This is a genomic window from Pseudomonas petrae (assembly GCF_021728295.1).
In the GTDB taxonomy this organism is placed as follows: Bacteria; Pseudomonadota; Gammaproteobacteria; order Pseudomonadales; family Pseudomonadaceae; genus Aquipseudomonas; species Aquipseudomonas petrae.
Genome location: NZ_JAKJXE010000007.1, coordinates 133,474 through 153,612 on the forward strand (window position 1 = coordinate 133,474; position 20,139 = coordinate 153,612).

The 20,139-nt window shown below is 55.5% G+C and carries 16 protein-coding genes and 2 pseudogenes; 6 read left to right on the plus strand and 12 right to left on the minus strand.

Translation table 11 applies throughout. From position 1 onward, the window contains the following. Positions 1-213 precede the first annotated feature (213 nt). The 7 genes from L4G42_RS13955 to mads1 all read right to left on the minus strand — a co-directional run bounded on the left by L4G42_RS13955 (position 214) and on the right by mads1 (position 10,168). Positions 214-2,049: a DUF262 domain-containing protein gene (locus L4G42_RS13955; protein WP_237260879.1), complete on the minus strand. Its 1,836-nt coding sequence runs from the start codon at positions 2,047-2,049 to the stop codon at positions 214-216. Between the two features lie 81 nt (positions 2,050-2,130). Then, complete coding sequence (locus L4G42_RS13960; RefSeq protein ID WP_237260881.1) at positions 2,131-2,805, minus strand: M48 family metallopeptidase; 675 nt, start codon at positions 2,803-2,805, stop codon at positions 2,131-2,133. Between the two features lies 1 nt (position 2,806). Next, positions 2,807-5,959 carry a type I restriction endonuclease subunit R gene (locus L4G42_RS13965; protein WP_237260883.1) on the minus strand — a complete coding sequence of 1,051 codons (3,153 nt, stop codon included), beginning with the start codon at positions 5,957-5,959 and terminating at the stop codon, positions 2,807-2,809. Between the two features lie 13 nt (positions 5,960-5,972). Further along, positions 5,973-7,220, minus strand: coding sequence for a restriction endonuclease subunit S (locus L4G42_RS13970; RefSeq protein WP_237260885.1), 1,248 nt, complete (start codon positions 7,218-7,220; stop codon positions 5,973-5,975). A gap of 8 nt (positions 7,221-7,228) precedes the next feature. After that, the gene (locus L4G42_RS13975; RefSeq protein ID WP_237260887.1) at positions 7,229-8,083 is read right to left on the minus strand and encodes a GumC domain-containing protein; all 855 of its coding nucleotides are present in this window, start codon (positions 8,081-8,083) and stop codon (positions 7,229-7,231) included. Then, positions 8,059-9,930, minus strand: a complete 1,872-nt coding sequence (locus tag L4G42_RS13980) for a type I restriction-modification system subunit M (protein WP_237260889.1) — start codon at positions 9,928-9,930, stop codon at positions 8,059-8,061. The genes L4G42_RS13975 and L4G42_RS13980 overlap by 25 nt, the downstream gene beginning before the upstream one ends. Before the next feature lie 7 nt (positions 9,931-9,937). Continuing rightward, complete coding sequence (gene mads1, locus L4G42_RS13985; protein ID WP_237260891.1) at positions 9,938-10,168, minus strand: methylation-associated defense system helix-turn-helix domain-containing protein MAD1; 231 nt, start codon at positions 10,166-10,168, stop codon at positions 9,938-9,940. 175 nt (positions 10,169-10,343) lie between these two features. Between mads1 and L4G42_RS13990 the strand changes: the two genes are divergently transcribed. Further along, positions 10,344-10,592, plus strand: coding sequence for a hypothetical protein (locus tag L4G42_RS13990; protein WP_237260893.1), 249 nt, complete (start codon positions 10,344-10,346; stop codon positions 10,590-10,592). 5 nt (positions 10,593-10,597) lie between these two features. Here L4G42_RS13990 and L4G42_RS13995 read toward each other — a convergent pair whose 3' ends face one another. Both L4G42_RS13995 and L4G42_RS14000 read right to left on the minus strand, forming a co-directional pair. Further along, positions 10,598-11,563, minus strand: a complete 966-nt coding sequence (locus L4G42_RS13995; RefSeq protein ID WP_237260895.1) for a YagK/YfjJ domain-containing protein — start codon at positions 11,561-11,563, stop codon at positions 10,598-10,600. A 324-nt stretch (positions 11,564-11,887) separates the two neighbouring features. Further along, positions 11,888-12,088, minus strand: coding sequence for a helix-turn-helix transcriptional regulator (locus L4G42_RS14000; protein WP_237260897.1), 201 nt, complete (start codon positions 12,086-12,088; stop codon positions 11,888-11,890). Between the two features lie 791 nt (positions 12,089-12,879). Here L4G42_RS14000 and L4G42_RS14005 point away from each other — a divergent pair. After that, positions 12,880-13,764 (plus strand): hypothetical protein, encoded by an 885-nt coding sequence (locus L4G42_RS14005; RefSeq protein ID WP_237260899.1) that lies wholly within the window; start codon positions 12,880-12,882, stop codon positions 13,762-13,764. 254 nt (positions 13,765-14,018) lie between these two features. Here the strand turns inward: L4G42_RS14005 and L4G42_RS14010 are convergent, their stop codons facing one another. Together L4G42_RS14010 and L4G42_RS14015 are read right to left on the minus strand one after the other, a co-directional pair. Next, entirely contained in the window at positions 14,019-14,711 is a 693-nt protein-coding gene (locus L4G42_RS14010) for a hypothetical protein (RefSeq protein WP_237254837.1), read from the minus strand. Between the two features lie 378 nt (positions 14,712-15,089). Further along, positions 15,090-15,596, minus strand: a complete 507-nt coding sequence (locus L4G42_RS14015) for an MlaD/PqiB family protein (RefSeq protein ID WP_237254838.1) — start codon at positions 15,594-15,596, stop codon at positions 15,090-15,092. A 339-nt stretch (positions 15,597-15,935) separates the two neighbouring features. Here L4G42_RS14015 and L4G42_RS26345 point away from each other — a divergent pair. The 3 genes and pseudogenes from L4G42_RS26345 to L4G42_RS14025 form a co-directional block, all read left to right on the plus strand. Further along, positions 15,936-17,018 (plus strand): annotated as a pseudogene (locus tag L4G42_RS26345) (cache domain-containing protein); the annotation flags it as partial. Between the two features lie 93 nt (positions 17,019-17,111). After that, positions 17,112-17,879, plus strand: a complete 768-nt coding sequence (locus tag L4G42_RS26350) for a methyl-accepting chemotaxis protein (RefSeq protein ID WP_419789376.1) — start codon at positions 17,112-17,114, stop codon at positions 17,877-17,879. A 37-nt stretch (positions 17,880-17,916) separates the two neighbouring features. Continuing rightward, positions 17,917-18,033: pseudogene (locus L4G42_RS14025) on the plus strand (IS630 family transposase); the annotation flags it as partial. Positions 18,034-18,207: 174 nt separating this feature from the next. Here the strand turns inward: L4G42_RS14025 and L4G42_RS14030 are convergent. Continuing rightward, on the minus strand, positions 18,208-18,411 hold the full coding sequence (locus tag L4G42_RS14030) for a DUF6021 family protein (RefSeq protein WP_237259303.1): 204 nt from the start codon (positions 18,409-18,411) through the stop codon (positions 18,208-18,210). A gap of 394 nt (positions 18,412-18,805) precedes the next feature. On the opposite strand from L4G42_RS14030, the gene L4G42_RS14035 reads away from it, so the two are divergent. Continuing rightward, complete coding sequence (locus tag L4G42_RS14035; RefSeq protein ID WP_237254841.1) at positions 18,806-19,984, plus strand: sugar transporter; 1,179 nt, start codon at positions 18,806-18,808, stop codon at positions 19,982-19,984. The last annotated feature ends 155 nt before the right edge of the window (positions 19,985-20,139 follow it).

Sequence of the window (20,139 nt, forward strand, 5' to 3'; positions counted from 1 at the left end):
TGCCCAACCTGATCGGCGAGAGCGTTTACCGTGCAACATCGGGCTACACCACCATGACGGCCTTTGCCAGGGACGTGCAAAAGTTTCAGTTCGGCCACTATGACTGTCTCTGCTTACGCTGTGGTGCCAAGTTCGATCAGAACGCCGATACCTGAAAGCGTCGCAGACGAATTGCCGTTTGTGCGACGTAAGGCTCGTGTTTGCGCTCCCTTGTCAGACGTCGACTGGTGCCGTCTTCCAGACATCCTTCGCCAGGGCAATGAGCATTCCGTGTCGCTTCTCAATAGATGCGGCCCCCCACCATGAGAACGCTTCCAGCTTTGCGTTGATCCGGGAGATGGACGTGTTCTGCCCAACATCAGTCAGCTCAACCAAACTGCGAGTCAGGTAGTTGCTGCTCTTGCGGTACTCCGTCTGCTTCGCCTCGTAAAAGTCGTTCCCAGCGACAATGTTGATCGGCTTTTCCAGTAAGGTCAGATTGCCGAGTCGGTTCTTGTGATCATCATAGGCGGCGTCTGGATTTTCATTCGCCCACTTGGCGCGCAATTCAGCCGTGGGATTGTTGGGCAGGATGTGCTCGATGTCCAACTTGGTAAATGGCTCCAAACTCCCCGGAATCCTCAGACCGCTGAACGCCATGTCGACATGCTGCGTCAGCCGCGCCAGCAGGTAACGCGTTCGGTACTGCTGCATCGAATAGAGCGTGAAGCGTTTAAGGGCATCGGCCAGCTCCTGCGACTTGCCCGCCATGTTCTTCTCGAAACGGTCGGCGACGAAGACGTTAAGCTGCATCTTCTGCTTCACCGGATCGGCCCCCTCTGCAATCGCGCGCAACTCGTCAGCCCATTGCGAGAAGCTGCGCTCCAGATCCTTGGTCGGCGTCTTGGTGAAGATGTAGTAGAAAAGGAAGCTCTCCAACTGCGCCACAAAATGGTCGAACAGTGGCTTGGGGAAATTCGCCGCTGCCAGCAGCAGGACGTAGTGCAGACTGAAAGCACCACCTGCCAGCCGCTTGAGGCTGTCCATCACAAGACTGGGCTTGCCATCGTTGCCGAGACCGTTTGAGAACGCGAGATAGTGCTCGACGCTCCGGATGACCTTGCGGACGAACTCGAAGGGCTTATTGGCGTAATCGCATAGCTCCGCGTTATCTTTGTCTACAAACCAGTCGTAGATCTCGTCTTCCCGAACAACTGCATCACCACGGTCGTTCTTGATGACATAGTTGGCCATCAGGAAGTAGCGCAAGAATCGCAGCGGCTTCTCCTTCCCCTTTTCGAGCGGCTTGGTGATCTTTTTCCATTCATCTTTCAACTGGGTGAACTGCACTTGCTTGACCTGCGTGAATAGCAGATTCTTGAGCAAGTCCATCGGGTTGAGACCAACACCCCGCTCGTTGATAGTCTCGAAGATCTTCAGGGCACTACTCACATCCGTCGAGATCTGAATGAACACTACATTGTTGGCCAGGTAGCCCCAATACTTCTTCAGCTTGGGCGTCCCCTCATAGTTATCCTTCAGGTAGCGGTACAGCGTGCTGTAGGCGTTGACCAAATTCTCCAGCGACCCAAAGCTGGCGATACCCGCGGCCTGAATGCCTGCCCGCACGGTCTGCGGGTCGGCGTCGAGCTCCACCAACTTGGTAATGACCTCACCCGCGCTTTCGTATCGCGGCTCCAGCTTAAGACTCGTCCGTGTTTCCCCGTCGCTGTCCGTGTAGCTAGTCGATATCAAGCCACTGACAGTTTGTCGTTGTGGCTCTCCTAAAAACAGATGCTTAAGGGCGCACAGCAGCAAGAAGAGCGTAGTCAGCCGCTGCTGGCCATCGATGACCTCGTAGTGGTTCTTCTGGTCGGTCGGCGACACCAACACGGTGCCTATGAAGTATTCCCGTGTCGATCCGGCATCAATCTGCTCGTCGATATCCTCAATCAACTGATGCACTTCCTTGTCCGTCCAGACGTACTCACGCTGGTAGTCCGGCACGATGTAGAAGCACTCCCTAAAGGCTTCCTCGATGCTGTACTTGTGGTTTTCGATGCGAGCCATTCCGTTAGTCACCTTTGCGATACGCTTATTTTTCACCCTGCAGGCATGCCAGAAGAGTGATCGCTCCCTGCTGCTGCACTGTCAAATATCCTGCTCCAGCAGTGCGCCATGTTTCAGTAGCCATGCCTTGGCCTTCTCCATTGTTGGCGCCTGAGCGTTTACGATGTTCCAAAAACGGGGCGTGTGGTTAGTTTCGATAAGGTGGGCCAGCTCGTGTACAACTATATAGTCGATCACGAACATAGGAGCTTTGATCAAGCGCCAGTTGAAGATCACGTTGTCGTTCGGTGTACATGAGCCCCAACGGTACTTGCCGTCCCCGATTTTGGCTTCCTTGTAGGTGACACCGAGATTGTTGGCATATATCTTCACGCGCGGCAGTATTTTTTCCTCGGCGCGCGCCACGAACCAGTTTCGGAATGCCGCAGATTTTCCCACCAGCGCTTCCGGCACCAAAAATCTCTGCTCGAAGCGAATGCCACCAGCGCCTGCCACCAGCTCAATTCGGTATTGCCGCCCCAGATAGGGCAGGGATTCTCCGGACACCAGCTCCTTACCCGGCGGATCTGGCGGCGGGCTGTATTTCTGCGCATGGCGGGTCTTTTCGTAAAGCCACAACTTGCGCGATTCCACGACCCGATGAATCTTTTCTAGCGTTGTACCTTCCGGCGCCTTTACCACGATAGAGCGGTCACGCTCGACCGAGATGGTTAGGCTCTTGCGCTTCGAGTAGACAACTTTATAGGCCAGTTCCATATCAACTCGCGTAGAGAATCAGGTCGTTGTTCTTCTCGGCAATTTCCATCACACGCGAGATGATCTGGTGACGAAGGGTGACTACCCTTGGCAAGGAAGCAAAAGACTCCGACAGCAGAATCTGCTGAATCTCCGCCTTCAGCTTGCTACGCGCCGGCACACTTTCCCAGAAGCTTGCCAGTTTCAACTCACGTTCAATCACTAAGTAGATCTGTTGGGTCAGATCAATTAGCACGGCGATACTCTCATCCGGTTTTCCTGCGTAGCCTGGGTGTTGGTCCATGGCATTACCCAGCTCGGCCTGAAGCATGCGAAAGAACGGCATCTGCTTTTTCTTGTGCAGGCCGTAGGTCGGCTCGTTGGCAGCTTCGATTATTCGTTCGCGCAGTTTCTCAAGCTCTTCGTAAATCTTCTGCCAATTGTTGGCGAATTCTTGCAGGATCTCCGCGAGCGCGGCGGAAAAAGAAGCCTGCAGCTCCGGGTCGTCGTCCAGCTCTATGTCCAGATGGTGGCGGATGGCGTGCTCCACCTCGGCGGCCTTGGTTTTGGTGCGCTTACGTTTGCCAACCTGGCTCTCGAAGTCCTCGTCGAGGATCGAAATCGGCTTTACCTTCTGATCAATGCCTTTCGAGGCCAGATATTCATCTGTTATAGCCCGCAACTTGGGCGGAATGCCCTTCATACTCAGACGCTGGTCGTTCAGGTGGCGGCCGGCCAGCACATTGATCTCGGTAAGCGCGTTGTAAGCTTTCAGGTACCCCAGCGCCTCCTTGGCAGGGAAAACCAAGTCGAGACTGCGGGTCAGTTTCTTGTAGGCCAGCATGAATTCAAAGCGCACATCCTCGTCGTAGAACAGGTCAAAGAAGGCATCGTGGTCGTTGAAGTCGGTCAGACCGTACTTTTCCAGCAGATCCATGATGGCTTTGTAGTCGGCCTGCAAGGCGCGTAGTTCGTCGTCGGGGAAGCTCAGACAGTCGAGCACTTCCTTCTGCTCGCGTTCGTCATAGTTGTCGATGGCCTTCTTGAGGTGATGGCCGATGCCCACATAATCGACGATAAAGCCCTTCTCCTTGGCTGCTCCGCCTACCCGATTCACTCGGGCGATAGCCTGCAGCAGGTTATGGGCAACAATCACCTTGTCCAGATACATCACCTGCTCGATGGGCGCATCGAAGCCAGTCAGCAACATGTTATTGACGATCACAATACCGATATCACCAGTCACACCCTCATCGCTGCCGTCGAAGGGCAACTTGAAGCTCTTAATGGTGCGCTGGTGTCGGGAACTGTCGGTGTAGGCCTTGATGTGGGGCAGGTCGTTGTGGCTACCGGAGATCACCACGTCAGTCTTGAGCTTTTTCAACCGCTCTAGGTCGAGGTTAAGCGGATTGGCCTGCTCCAACTTCTCGATGGCCGCCGCCAAAGCCGCATCCAGCGCGTCCTTGTAGCGCACCGCAGCCTCACGCGAGGTGGCCACCACCTGGGCCTTGAATCCGTTGGGAAACACGTGTTCCAGATAGTGCTCCACCATATCCGTGGCCTTGGCCACGATGGTGGATTTGGCTTCTAGATAGGCGTCGCGGGAGCCGTAACCAAGGATCTCCAGCCGCTGCTCCAAGTTGTATTCACTGAACACGTCGGCGAATACGCTGTCCATGCTAGCCTGGTCCGCCAACTCAGCGTTGTGGGTGCGGCCTTCATAGACGATCTCCAGCGTTACGCCGTCCTCAATGGCCTGGCGCATGGTGTACTTGTCGATATAGTCACCGAACACCGTTTCGGTCTTGTCGATGGGTGTGCCGGTGTAGCCAATGCGCGCTGAGTTGGGGATAGCCCTGTCCAGATTCGCGCCGAGTAAAGAGTATTGCGAGCGGTGCGCCTCATCGGTCATCACTAGGATGTTCGCGCTGCTGTTCAACTCCGGGAAGGTTTCCGACAAGTCCGCCTCGCGGAACTTGTGGATCATCGCCATCACCAGGTCGGAGGAGTCACTGCGCAACAGGTCCTTCAGTTTGGCGATGCTGTCCGCCACCTTTACGGTAAAGCCGATACTGCCGCCTGTATCTCCGAGCTGCTGCTCCAGTTGCGTGCGATCGGTAACGAACACTACCTTCCACTTTGAGAGCTGGGCGTGGCGGTACATCTCGCGCACCATAAACATCATGGTCAGCGACTTACCGGAGCCCTGGGTGTGCCAGACGATGCCGCTGCGCGCCCTCGGGGTCTTGCCACTCAACAGACGCTGCACCGCCAGCTTCACGGCGCGGAACTGCTGGTAACGCCCGACAACCTTGATTAGCTCGCCCTTGTCCGATTCCGAGAAAATGGTGAAGGTGCGGATGATGTCCAGTAAGTTCTGCCGGTCTAGCATCCCCACCACTAGGCGCTGCTGGTCGTTGGGGCTGCTACCGCCGTGGGCGAGGTCTTCCACCGTGCGCGGCCAGGGGTCGGACCAGCGGTAGAAGTGCTTTTCGATGTGGGTGGTGATGGTGCCGAACTTAGCCTGGTTGCGGCAGGTAGCCACCACAAACTGATTGAAGTAGAACAGTGGCGCGCTGCCCTCACCCTTTGCTCCGCGCTGTTCGCTATAACGCAGCATCTGGTCGATGGCTTCAGGAATCGGCTCCTTTACCTTTGGGGACTTGCACTCGATCACCACCACCGGCAAACCGTTCAGGAACAGCACTATGTCCGGCACAATATGGTGCTCGGTACCTAGGATGCGCACCTTAAACTGGCAGATGGCAATAAAGCGGTTGTTGGACAGGGTGGCAAAGTCGATGTAGCGCACAGTCGGTCTTTTTTCGCCAGTCTGGCGGTTCTCCGCCACGCTTGTGTTTTCCAGCAGCAGGCTGAGCACATGGCGATTGTTTTCCAGCAGGTTGTTGCCGGGGAAGCCAGCAGTGAGGCGCCTGGCAACTTCCTCCAGCTGGTCGTCCTCCAGCCAGGGATTGATCACCTTCAACTGCTCGCGCAGCACCGGCCCCAACACCACCTCGTTGAAGCTCTCGCGAAAGCTCTGGCCTGGCTCCTGCTTCATCTCCAGATCCATGACCTGCCAGCCCAGTTCCTGCAACTGATCGAGCAGCGGCTTCTCGACGTGGTTGCGTTCGTCGATGCGGATGTGGGCGGGCGTATTGTCCTGATAGGCCATGCGACTGTCCTTGTTATTGTGTAGCGGCTTGTGTGAGAAGCGAGGTAACGCGTCGTTCGCCGGTGAGTAGGTCGTGCATTAGCCCAACTTTGAAAGAGCAAAGCTTTTCGGAGAGCAGTTCCTTTTCGACAAGATCAGCCGAAATTGATCGAAGTACACATTCGATCTGCTCAAGCTCATTCCGCGGTGGCACGGGTAATTTTGTGGTACGCAAAGTCTCTGCACGTATCGATGCCATTATTCCCCCCTGCTCATCTTTCGCGAAATGCTCGAGAACCCAAGGAGAATAATTTATCTGGAAGCAAGCAACGTAGGGGGAATACTTAGCTTGATCTATTGATATGGTCCATACATGTTTCGATGACAGAGCCTCCCCGATATCGTCGGGAACCACGCAACAGCGTCCAACCGTTCCCATAATCGTTATCATTAAATCACGAGGCCGAACAAGGTATCTTCTTAATTGCTCTGCCTTCTTGGGTGGAACGAATCTCTTGTAATCGGAAACAAACTCTTCAGGAAGGACATTATCGATACCGAGCAACGGAATTCCGGCCTCTGCCAGTTCCTCCTTCAATAGCGCGCTTCCAAATGGGCCACTACGCATCGCTGGGTCTACATCGGCGAGCAGCGACTTTAACTCCTTAACATCCCATTCCACCGGAATCCTCCCCAGCGGGGAATCCTTGAAGACGTGGGTGGCTTCAGAGCGGAGGTTGCCGTGCTTGTCGATCCCCTTGGTGAGCAAGTCCTGCATCAACCCAGTCCTGATAAGCTGCTGCTTGGCGATCAACGCCTCGGTTTGCTTGATGGCACGGTCAAGATTATTAAGAATATTTGCGACAAGTTTCTGCTCATCCGGCGGTAGTTTCAGTATTTCAAGCTTACCCAGCACCTCTTTGTCCACGTGCGGGATGCCGGAACCGGAAGTCTGACCTTTGAGATACGACTCCCACCGCTTAACTGCATAAAAAAAGTATTCTGGCTCGAACTCATCGCTGTGTTTGATTAGCGTCATGGTCGAAGAAAGCAGACCACCACGCGCTCGAAAAACCTCGCCAGCGTTTGAGCCGTCCCACAATAGAATGGTTTCGTCGTCGTTTACCCGTACTCCATTTGCTGCCGACTTAGCCGACTCAGCAACTCCTTTACCGCGCAAAAATTCTGGGCTGAGGTACAGTTCTGCGCCTTTTCCAAAGTACGGCATCTCCGAAGGAGGCTTGCCTTTGGTCAATGTGATGCGATCACCAAGCTTCAGCATTGGTACCGTCATTGCACAAGCCCCAAATAGCCCAGACCAGAGAGGCATTTTTTGAGCGCCAACAACGTGTTTTCTCGGTCTTTTTCCAGCGTCTGACTCGACACCGCATACTTGTCCCACAAGTTCTCGACAATGGCGAACAGCGCGCGTTTCTCAGCATTTAGATAGCTCAGTAGCGCCTTGTTAGCGTTGTCGTGCAGTTTTTTCAGGATCAGGCGCTTCGCATCCTGTACCCCCAACTGGCCACCAATTGCGATGAGCAGATCGTCGATACGGGCGACTCGATTCTCCAGCACAACCACGTCCTTTTGCAGGCCGGTGAGCTTTTTCTTCTGGTCCTTTACCGTAGCATCCAGAGTCTGAATAACGCCCTTGGCATGGGCGATAATCGTCCTGGCCTCAGCCTTTACTTCTTCTCCACCAATACGTTTTAGTTGCAGCTTCTGCTCCAGCTCGCCCTGCTTGATCTTGAGTCGGTCCTTGAAGTCCTTGATGCGCTTTTCGATAGCGCTAATACCGTCGCGCAGGTTGACGTACTGCTTGCGCTCCTTTCTGGCGGAGTCGGTTCTGGCATCAGCCAAGTCGTCGATCAGGGTCTTCAAGTATTTCTTGATGACGGCGGCAGTGAGTTTGACCTCGCCTTCGTCGCCTTCAGCATCTTCCGGCTCGTAGTTGGCAGCTTCGGTGGCGGCCTCGACAGCCTCAGCCAGCTCGCCCTGGGCTTCGTTGATCTTGCACTCCAGCGCCTCGATCTCTTCAGCCTCCTTCTGAAAGTATTCGGCGATGAGGTAGCTGTCCGGGATCAGCGTGTGGTGCCAACCGGTGGAGACGACGGTTTTCAGGTCATAGCGGATGCCTGCCACCAGTTGACGAACACGCCCGCGCTCTTGAATTCATCCAGTACACCTAGAGGCTGGAGCTTGTGCTTGAGCGTGGAGAGCAGTTCGCTGCGCACGTCGGGCAGCTTACGTCCTTCCCTCAGTTGGGCGAAGTCGTCCCGCGCCACCTGCCACCATTGCTCGAGTGCGGAGTGATGCCCAGCGACCCTGGTATGAAGGTTCTGGTCCGACTCCAGTATCGCCTTGATAGCAGGCTTGGTGTCCAATGCGGGACCGAAGGCCAGGTAGCCCGGGCGCAGAGGCTCAAACAGGGTGTCGGGTTGCACGCCAAACTTGTCGAACTCGGACTGTTTGGCGGCGACCTCGCTCTCGGGAATGCCGCCTATAAGGTGAGCCTGCACGTCTTCCGGTTCAGGGGCGGGGGTGTTGTCCACGTAGCGGCGGATGTTGAGGTTGTAGTCGTGCTGTTTGACGATCACCTCCTTATCTACCAGGCGGCTGTATTTATCGATGGTCAGCTTGTGGGTGAAGACGTGGTCGATCTTCTCGATGTCTTCGGGGCGTAGATTGTTCTGGTTTTTGCCCTCGGCGTATTCGCGATCGGCGTTGATGAACAACACTTGATTGCGCAGCTCGTCGGGCTTGCTTTTGTTGACCACCAGCACACAGGCGGGGATGCCGGTGCCGTAGAACAGGCCGGGCGGCAAGCTGATGATGGCCTCTAGATAATCGTCCTCGATGAGCAGCTCGCGGATGAGTTTTTCTTTGCCTCCGCGGAACAGCACACCGTGGGGCATGACGGTAGCCATGTGGCCGTCCGGCTTGAGGCTGGCGATCATGTGCTGCACGAACATGAGGTCGGCCTTCTTGCCAGATTCCGGACAGAACTCGCGGAAGCGGTTGGTGAAGCTCATAGTGGCGCGGCTGTAGTTCTGCGAGAACGGTGGGTTAGCGAGAACACAGTCGAACTTGCGCGGCTGGCTATTTTCAAGAATCTGCGGATCTTCCAGAGTATCCCCGTGTTCGATGGTGAAGCGGGTGATGTTGTGGAGAATCATGTTCATGTTGCAGATGGACCAGACCGTACCGTTGGAGTCCTGGCCGTAGAGAGCGAGGTCATTCGGGTCCTGGCCCTGCTCTTCCACATACTGGTGCGCCTGAATGAGAAAGCCACCGGAGCCGGCGGTGGGGTCGTAGACGGTATTGCCGGCCTGGGGCTTGGTAAGCTGCACCAGCAGGCGCACCACTTCGGCGGGGGTATAGAACTCACCGCCTTTCTTACCGGCGCTGTCGGCGAAATACTTAATCAGGTATTCGTAGGCGGCACCAAGCAGGTCGGGGAACTCGAAGTTGTCATTGACCAGCACGAACTGGGGCTGGTTGAAGTGATCGAGCAGGTCTTTCCACTTCTGATCAGGGATCTTGGTCTTTCCCTTGACGGTGTTGAATTCGATGTTGTTCTTCAGTACCCCGGCCAGGGCGTCGTTCTCATCCTCGATGGCAGCAATCGCTTTGTTAAGCATGCTGCCTATATCGTGCTTGAGGTGCTTTAGCGCCGGCACCTCGTTGCCCTTCTCATCCATCCAGCTCTCGTGCCAGCGGGCGCGGGGCGGCACAAAGAAGGTGTCGCCGTAGGAGGTCTTGTCATTGAGCAGTTCCTCCAGCAGCTCAGGCCGGTCCTTTAGGTGGGCGTAGGTGGTATTACGCAGCACCCCGCGCTTGCGGTCGAACTCGTCGGACAGGCGTTTGATGAACAGCATGCCAAAGATGAACTCCTTGAACTCACTGGCGTCCATCTTGCCGCGCAGGATGTCGGCGGCTTTGAAGAGGAAACCTTCGAGCTGGGAGAGGGTTATTTTTTCTAGTTTCATGAACAATTCACTTTTCTGGGTTCTTTGCCGTGTTGTCTGCCCGGCTGGCGTTCAAACCTTCCATCGACTGCTGTTTGATCCACATATCGATGTCAGTGCGCGAGAAGCGCCATGTCCCTCCGACCTTAAAGGCCGGGATCTTCTTGGCTGCTGCCAAGCGATAGACCGTTCGCTTACCTACCTTCAGGTAAGCAGCCACGTCGTCGAGGGTGAGTATTTCGCCAGTCTCGTCTTTCATCGTGTCCTAAGCCGCTGTGGCGGCCCGCACCCGTTGTGATGGTAATTTTGGCAAGGATAAAGCTAACTTGAGCATCTATGTACAAATAGTTGGTAGAGCGTGGGATCCAGCGTCGTACTGAGCGAGGTGTCGACTGCAACCCAAAAGCCCGCCCTTAGCAACTCCGGGAGCACAAATGGATCAGGCAACCCAACCCAGGGCAAGCGGCTCATACACCACCAACCTCCTCGGCAACATCCGGAGCCATTTGGCCGGGCTGCAAGGCTACGACGTGATGGCGGTGGAGCTCATCCAGAATGCGGATGACGCGAAAACCGAGGAAATCGTATTCGACATCATGGACAGCGGCTTAGTGATGTACAACAGCGGCCAGCTGGTAACCACCTGGGCAAATCAGAGCCAGCACGATGGTACTGACCCGTAGACTTTTCAAGTCGTTGCTCTGTGAATACGGCCAGTGCGGTAGGTTCTCGCCCCAGCCGGCTTCATGCGCAGATATTGGCTGTCCTTGGTCAGGTAACTCATGGCTTCGATGACCTTTCGGCATGCCACGCTGTCAGCTCGCTTGATGACCCCGATTCCGAGCTCGTCACCATAACGGGCCTTGTCATCGTTGCAGCTGAAAAAGTAACCCTGGCCACGAGTGATCTGTTCCCACAATTCGCCGACCTTTCTCGCTTTAGCGAAATCGCTGCGTACCTCTGCACCGTTGAAGAAGAATGCTGCATGGATATGAAAGCCTTTATCCTCTCCATGCTCGACTGTGCAGACATAGCCGGTCTCATGTTCGAAGATGGGATTACGCTCCCGCGCACGAATGAACCTATCCAGGTCACTGAAAACATGCTCAATGCGCAGGCGTGGACGAACCATCGTTCGATAATGCAGATCCACACGAACGACCACCGTGCGGGAGTAACGATCAAGCACCTGGCTGACGTACTCGCTGAGCGTGGCTTGCTTGCGACTAGCTTCGTAGCGACGGTCATCCGCCTTGCGCTTGTATCGCTTGCTGCTGATCAGTTGACGAATCCGAGCGACCAATACGTTCATTGAATGATGGAAATCCAGATATGCCGTCTTATGCTCATTCAGACAGATCATGCCTGCCGGACTACGCTCCAACCCTATGTCCTGACAAGCTTCCCAGAAGGCTTGCAGGTGCTCGCTGTAGACGTAGGAGTGACGATCATCGAAGAGATCGAACATCTGCTGCATGGAGTCAACGTATTTGGAGAGCCTGGTCCTTTTTGCCCGTTCGTATCCAGATTGGGCTTGGATGATCTCGAAAGCTGGCTTGTCAGTACGCTCAATGGACTGAACAAGTCGCTCGATCCTGATCGAGGCTTGAGACTGGGAGAAGCTGGTGAAAATGGTATTGCTGAATGGGTACATGATTGAGTGCCTGAGTGGTTGGATGCACACCAGGTACTTACTAAGTATGTTTTAACTGCTGAGATGTTCTCTGCTTGAAACTATTGAAAGGTAGTAGCAGATTAGATATGACTATTAGATATATCAATAAACCAGCTTCGCCAAGGAAGGCACTGTCCAGGGAAACGGCACAATGGAAGGCGATTGCCTACCCTATGGGAGCTTTTTGCACTTAGTCCAGTGGGGGAGTTGTCTGAGATGGGAACCGCCCGGCCAGCTGATGCGGCATAAAGCACCAGGACCAGGGGAAGCCCAAGTCATGGCGCTTGCTAATACTCTTTTCAATTAGGTTGCAGTGACCTCGGCTAGGTCACGCTCCTCGACCCTTGCCATGATCCAATCATGCACCTCGCCTTCAACCCAGCCGACGCAACGGTCACCCAGCGAGACCGGTTTGGGGAAGGTCCCTTCTGAGATGAACTTGTAGACGGTGGACCGGCCCAGACCGGTGGAGTCGATGACGTCTTTCAGACGAATAATCCTCATGAACAGGCTCCTCATGTTTGTTCAGAGGATTGGCAGGGACGGTGAATAAATACGCGCCATGCCCACTGCATAAAGATAACCACCCAGGGTTTCTTGGAGACTCGGCCTGAATAAGCGCCGCATAGCCTTGAAGCTCAAGTTAACGAGTATCTGGCCGTAAACTTGACCGGCGCCACAATAGAGCGGGTTTCAGTAACCAACACTGGTTGAGCAAGACACTCACTCCAGCGTTGCCGCGTAGCCGACTGCTTGATCATCAGGGATGCAGGTTATGTATCAATTCTTCTGGGCACAGCCCAGAGATCGCTCAATGCCAGCCCAATCCGCCCACCAAAATTACAGACGCCTACCCTGATCAGTCGCTCGCGACAGTAAGCGAGTCCTCAACATCACATTGCGCTGCAAACGGTACGCCCCGCACTTGCCAATAGACTCGATGACATACGCTCCTCCAGGTGCATGGCAAAGCGTCACTGACGTCTTAGTGACCGCCTTCAAGACTTCCGGCGTAAAAAGCAGACGCGGTTCACAAGGTCAAAACTTACCAACCACTGCTAAATCACGAATATTTTCGGCGAAAGACCAATTAAATAAAGGTTCGCAAGGAAATTTAGAATTCTAGAATAACCCTAGAATAACCCTAGAATAATCCTAGAATAATCCTAGAATAAAGATAGATCGGAATCTAATAAACATAGGATATCAATAAAATAGGTATCGAATCGTGCTAGAATCATGCCATTACTAATAGTTTAAATCTTAAATTTATAATTCTCGTATAGGTTTTGACTATGAAAGAGAAGGATGATCTTGTCTTAAGGGATGACTGGCACGATGAGCTGAGCCGACTGATAGAGGACCAGCGAAACAATACTCGTCGAGACATCTGGCTATGGCTCTACCTGTATTTTTACGAAAAGGCCGACCTAGACCCTGTTACATGCAACGGCACCACCATGAGGAGCGCCATCGCCCGCTTTTTGAAGCGAAATACCCGCATGCTTGAGAGAATAAATTCGGATAAAGACCGGTTTATGCTCCCAAATGACTACCTCAAGTGGATTGACGGAGGTGAAAGACAGTATCAATGGCTGCTTAGCAGGATTGAAAACATCACTGGGTTGCGACCTCTTCGAGGATTGCCTGAAGGGCTAGTGCACCTCACCGGCAGAAATCATCTCATCGCCCTGCTCGATCTCTGGGATATCGACATCGCAAAGAAAGCAGAAAATATCGAACGCCTTCGCAAGGAGTGGCTTGGGCACAAGGCAAGTGACAGTGATTTCGAGTGGTTCGAAGACAAAAAAGACGGCGCCAAACGCTGTCAATGCGCTTGGGAGTGGCTGGAAAAGAACCATAAATCCATACCTGATGAACAGCTCCCTATCAGCAATTACACGGCGCTGCTTCTGTACTTCGATAAAGCGAAGCTTAGCCGCACCGAACAGAAACTCACCATCCAGGAAATCAAAAAGAGATGGAGCCGAAAGCAGTTCGGCGAACGCAACGATGGCAAAAAGCAGGTTAACGTTTGGCTCTCGAAAACTGTAATCGACCTCCTCGACGAGCTGGCAGAAAAGCGCAATCTGAAACGAGCTGAAGTATTGGAGCATCTGATAAAAATGGAGTCTGAAGCTGGCGCATACCTGGCAGACAAACTGAAGGTCAGTAAATGAGCAGTCTCCTAAAAGAGAAGGGACGATCGCCCCCTCCCTTGCCGCACTCACCTAGCGCACCGGTATTCCAAAAGGTATTCCAAGAGAAAAAAATGGGTAATAATTCATTTTAAAATCAACAAGATAATGCATAGGTTCAGATTACCCCGGCCCACCAAATCCAAAAAACAAGACGTCCTAGGACGTCTTTTTTTGTGGGTGTGATTTGGTTGCGCGCACCTGCTACTCGCACTGGCTACTCAGATGTGCCCCCGTTAATCCAGCTTGCGCCAGCTTCGCGCCCAAGACATTTTCCCCTGATCATCCTGCCCGAGAGGGCGGAAGATTCTGATATAGGAAACTCCGTCTAATTCGACCTGTTGCCGGCTTCGGGCATAGGGGAATTTCTGGTCCAGCTCCCGCCATATGCTTTCTTCTTCAGTAAGCGGCAACAGCCCCAGCGCCTTGAGTCTTTCTTCGATCAGAAGCACGTGGTCCTGAAGCCTGACCAATTCGGCCTGCACGCGCGGATCTGCAAGCCGCCCCCTGGAATCCTTCAAGCAGTCGAGCAGATCTCGTCGTGCCTCGATCAATTCAAATTCAGTGAACTCTGCCGTGAAGTTCTCGCGCTCCAGGATGGCCAGGACATCTTCCTTGGAGACCACCGAAAGATTGATCAGCGCGTAAGCATATGCACCCGTCGGGTACGACCCACCCTCGTTAGTGGCGATGCAGCTCAGCTGGATAGTGTTCATCTTGCCTGGATAGAAGAAGGCGAATAGCGCGTCGAACTCTTCCTGGTCGAGCTGTTCCATGTGGCTTGAACCAATGCCTGCGCCCTCGGGGGAGTCGATTTCGGTGATGTAGCCCCGATCACCGAGTGCTTCAACCAGCGCTGAGAAATTAATGTCGCCGGTCAAAACCCTGGATTTCAAGTAGCCGTGATAATCGTAGTCGTCAGGAAACATTCGCCCTCCTGGGCTGCTGAATCTCTTACAGCACTGGGGCTAACACATGCATTTCCCAGTGATTTTCTTGGCTCCGGAGCGCATTCAATTAGGCTCGCGTTCGCGTCAGAGGCTCTTCAGTGTGAGGGCGTGTGGTGACAGCGTCCACATGCCCCAAGCCTGGCACTGGATCGACGGCATGAAGACATTGATTAACGAATCAGGCTCTTGCGCGCTTCGAAGTTGATGGCGCTCACACCGGCCTCTTCCCGGCTGAAGCCGGTCCCACTGAGTGCGCGCGTCAGACAGTGGGACCGGCTTTAGTCGGGGCCCCTGGCCCAGTGTTTCCAGTCAGGCTGAAGGATGGGTAGTTGCACAGACTTGCCCACCCGTTTGCATTCAACTTGACCAGCCATTTGCATCGAACTTGACTACCAGCGTCGTAGCGGTGACCGGCAGAGAACGACCCATAGCTGCCGCTCCACGACCTACCAGTTGCCGGTTATGCACCGATCGCGCGGTGCGTTGAACTTCGTTCATGGCTTGGCCCAAGCGCACACGGGCGGGCGAGTTCTTGGATTGATCCTCATTGAAAGTGCTCAAGGTTTTTTGTGTCTGTTGCAGTGCCCCCCGCACATCAAGGTTCAAGGCGCTATTGACTTGTTTCAGGGGCCTTTTCAGCTCCGCAAAACTACCGTTCAGGTTAGTGGCGAGCTCGCCTAGTGGCACCCCTCTAAGCTTGTCTACAAACGCCTTTAGCTGTTCCTGTAGCTTATCGAAACTGCCCGCTAGGCTTGGGATTTGTATTGGCCACACACTGGCATCATAGTCGACTAGCTCGGAGGTTTTCGGATCAAAAGCCATGGCTACGTATAATTGCCCTGTCAGCGGGTTGACGGATCGCATCTGCGCACGAAGTCCAATGGCTACGAAGCCTGCCAGGATGCTAGTTGCTCACTGCTCGTCGAGTCCGCCCCCGACATTCTCCTTGAATCTGGTAGTCGCTGCGCCTGGAAGCTCGAGCCGTGCCCTGTTGCCGATGCGCCTGCAAACGCTCTAGCCCGGCACCGCGTTCTGCGCTGTCAGCAACGCCCTGCATTTATCCTCCCGCGCTAAGCCTTCCCGCCTCAGGTTCATCGCTAATCAGCCGATAGAACCCAGGTAACCGTGGACGCTTTCACAATTACACCACCACGCTCGCACTCGATTCTGCCCAACAACTCAAAAACCTATGCGGAAGATCTCATGAACATCAAACAGAAGCTGACGTGGGGCTTCGCGGCCATCGCGTGTGTCCCGGTGCTGGTGGTGGCGGGGCTGGTGGTGTTTAACGCGCGCGATGCCGCCGAGGCGAACTTTGTCGACAGCAGCGGCCGCGAGATCCGGCAGATCGATAACGGCATGACGCAGTTCTTTGAAGCCATCAGCCAGAACGTCGATTACCTGGCGAAGGATCCTCGGATCGTGGCCGCCAAAGACCTCAAAAACTACTCGGGCGCCGACGCTCCGCAGATTCCGCTCACCGAAGGCAATAAGCGCCTGTTGGAAATTTTCGACGGCTTCGCCAAAACCCATCCGACCACGGCATACCTGTCGGTCGGTCTGAGTGACGGCGGCTACGCCAGTTGGCCCGATGACCCGAAGATCAGCAAGTACGATCCGCGCGAGCGGCCGTGGTACAAGGCCGCCATCGCTGCACCCGGCACCACTGTGCGCACCGGCGCTTATTACTGGGCCCCGGATGATGTCTCGCTGATCGGCACCGTGCATACAGTCGCTGACGCAAGCGGCGCCATCCTTGGGGTGGTCGGTCTGGACGTTTCGCTCAAGCAACTCACCGAGCTGGTCAAGCACATCAAACTGGGCGACAGCGGCTACCTGATGCTGGTCGAGGCCAATGGCAACGTGCTGGTCGACCCCAGCGACGCCAAGCATAACTTCAAGCCGCTGGCCGATCTGGGCGCCAACTACGCCGAACTGGCCAAGAGCGGCGATGGCGCGACGCAAATTGAGATAGACGGCAAGGTCTATATGGCCAACGTGATCAGCTCCAAAGGTTTGGGCTGGCGCTTTATCGGTTTGATCGAGCGCGATGAGGTGATGGCCAAGGCTTCCAGCCTGACCTGGTTGATCGCCGCGATCGCTGCTGCGCTGGCGATCATTTTTGCCATTATCGGTGCGAGTTTTGCCGGCGTCATCGTTCGTCCGATCCGCGGGGTGGCGGATGGCTTGCAGGAAATCGCCGAAGGCGAGGGCGACCTGACGCGCCAGCTCAATGTCCATGGCAAGGACGAAACGGCGACATTGGCGGGCTGGTTCAACCAGTTCCTCGGCATGATCGCGCAACTGATGCAGCGCATCGGCGGCGCGTCATCGGACCTGCAGAACGCCGCAGCGGACACCAGTGAAGTGGCGCGCAATATGGACGAGGCGGCCGGGCGCCAGCGCGAAGCGGTCGAACTGGTCAGCACCGCGTTCAACGAAATGGTCGCCACGGCCAACGAAGTTGCCCGTTCTTGCAGCCAGGCCGCGTCCAGCGCCGACGCCGGTTATCGCGACGTACATGCCGGGCAGCAACACATCAGCGAGGCAAACGGCAGCGTATTGAAACTGAGCAAGGAGCTGCAGCAGTCCACTGAGACCATGCAGTTGCTCGAGCAGGACAGCAAGAACATCAACAGCATTCTCGACACCATTCGCTCGATCGCCGAGCAGACCAATCTGTTGGCCCTCAACGCGGCGATCGAAGCGGCGCGCGCCGGGGATCAGGGCCGGGGTTTCGCCGTAGTCGCCGACGAAGTTCGCGCCCTCGCACGACGCACCGCCGATTCCACCGGCGAGATCGACAGCCTGCTCGGCAATCTGGCCAGGCGCACCCAAGAAGTGACGGTGCAGATGCGCGGCAGCCTGGAGGTGTCGAACATCAGCGTCGAGTGCATTCAGCAGGCGCGGGAAAGCTTCGACAAGATCCGCACGTCAGTGGATTCCATTCGTGATCAAAACACCCAGATCGCCACCGCCGCAGAAGAGCAACATCAGGTGGCCGAGGAGATCAACCGCCACATCGCCCAGATCCACACCGACGCGCAGTTGGTCGAAGAATTCGCCCATTCCGCCCAAGCAGGGTCGGGTCGACTGACGGTTATCTCCGGTCAGCTCAAAGGGCTGGTGGGGCGGTTCAAGTACTAAGCAGGGCCTTGGTTGACTTGTTGAAAGGGACTGATTGTTCATGGCGTTACGTAATGCTCAGCCGACCCGATACGTTTGGAACGCAAAGGGAGAGGAGATTTTGAAGAAAATCCAACGTGCGCGTGAGGCGCTTGAAGCCGTGCAAGAAAAATAAGTTATTTCGAAAACAGCACACTAGATCGCGGTACGGCTTTCACATTCGCAGAGCAAAAAAATACCCCTCGAAGAGGGGTATTCGTGTAGCAAAAACCTGAAAAGCCCCAAATTATGTATTCCAAAGTGGGAGGAATAATGAGTCAGCGGGGCTTTCCGGTTCAACGCGAGTCGATCAGACCCCGCCCTTCCCCGGCAGCGGCTCATCGTTACCGCGCCGAGTGGTTGGCCCTTCAGTCACCGGATCATTCTCGGTCCGAGCGGGTTCGGTAGGGTCTACCTGCGGGTCGGAAACATCGGGCGATTGCTCATTGAAGCCAAGCTCTTTGTCCGGATCCGTCTGCGCGGTGGTCCCTGTAAGCGAAGTGGCATTAGCCATGAATTCGATCTCCTCGTTTACGTGCGAGTTATCCGCACCATAACCATGAGAATCCCCTGAGCGCACCAAGTGCCCCGGATTAGACGGGCGGTTTCGTCCACGGCGCCTCACGTTGAACGCGGATCTCACTGCTCACTATTTTTTTTGCTAATGCCAGAAGCCACCGCTGTAGCGCGCCTGCGACAAATGAACGCCCCTGCTCAACCCGGAGCTGCGTTGTGACAACGTTTACAACGGCGTAGAATCCGCAACATCTCGTCGCACCTCCCCATACTCATAATATTCAGCTGACCGCATGCACCGCCCAGGCAAACGCCTCGAGCGGTCTTCCTGCTTGTCGGCGTTTTTACCGGGGAAACGGCAAACGAAATTCTTCAGGAGGGCATTCGTTTTAATGAATACCACTAACGCACACACCGGAAGTTGGCTGAGCGTCATCGCGCTGGCCCTGGCGGCCTTCATTTTCAACACCACCGAATTCGTGCCGGTGGGTTTGTTGAGCGCCATCGGCCATAGCTTCGACATGACCACAGCGCAGGTCGGCCTGATGCTCACGGTCTACGCGTGGATCGTGTCGCTGACCTCCCTGCCGATGATGCTGCTGACCCGCAACATCGAGCGGCGCAAGTTGCTGTTGTTTGTGTTTCTGATGTTCATCGTCGCCCACGTGATGTCGAGCCTGTCGTCGAGCTTCGGCATGCTGTTGGTCAGTCGCGTCGGCATTGCGGTGGCCCACGCCGTGTTCTGGTCGATCACCGCATCGCTGGCCGTGCGAGTGGCGCCGGAGGGCAAGCAGGTTCAAGCACTCGGGCTCCTGGCAACCGGCACCGCGCTGGCGATGGTGCTCGGCATTCCGCTGGGGCGCGTGCTTGGCGAAGCGCTGGGGTGGCGTGCAACGTTCCTGGCGATAGCCTTAGCCTCGGGCCTCACTGTGGTGGTGCTGATGAAATCGCTGCCGCTGCTGCCGAGCCAGAACTCGGGTTCGTTGCGCAGCCTGCCAATGCTGTTCAAGCGCCCGGCGCTGATGTCGCTCTATCTGCTGACGGCTCTGGTGGTCACGGCACAGTTCACGGCCTACAGCTACATCGAACCGTTCGCACAGCTCGTGGCGAAGATGACCGGCGACATGACCACCGTTATCCTCTTGCTGTTCGGCGGGGCCGGGATCGTAGGATCCGTGATCTTCAGCCGCTACAACAACCGTTACCCGCGCGGCCTGCTGATCACCGCGATCGGCGTGCTGGCGGCGTGTCTGATTCTGCTGCTGCCGCTGTCCGGCAGTGCCTCGTCGATGGGTACGCTGAGCGTGGTCTGGGGCATGGCGATCATGTGCTTTGGTCTGGTGATGCAGTCCAAGGTGCTGGCGATGGCGCCGGATGCAACGGACGTGGCAATGGCGCTGCATTCGGGCATCTACAACATCGGCATCGGCGGCGGCGCGCTGCTGGGCAGCGTGGTGATCAGCCAGCTCGGCGTGGCCAACATCGGTCTGGTGGGCGGGATGGTAGCGATCAGTGGCTTGCTGCTGGCGTGCCTGGCGACGCATCGGTATGGGGAAACCCTTCGGGCGTGAGTGGCGAAATCCTGCAAGAGGGCGGGCAGACGCACAACCTGTTATAGAGGGCGTCTGCCCATGAATCACGTTGGGTCAGAAAGTATGAAGCGCCTGACTGGACGCATTCGCGGGCAGGCGCGCTCCTACAGGATTCCCGATCCATCATTCCCGTC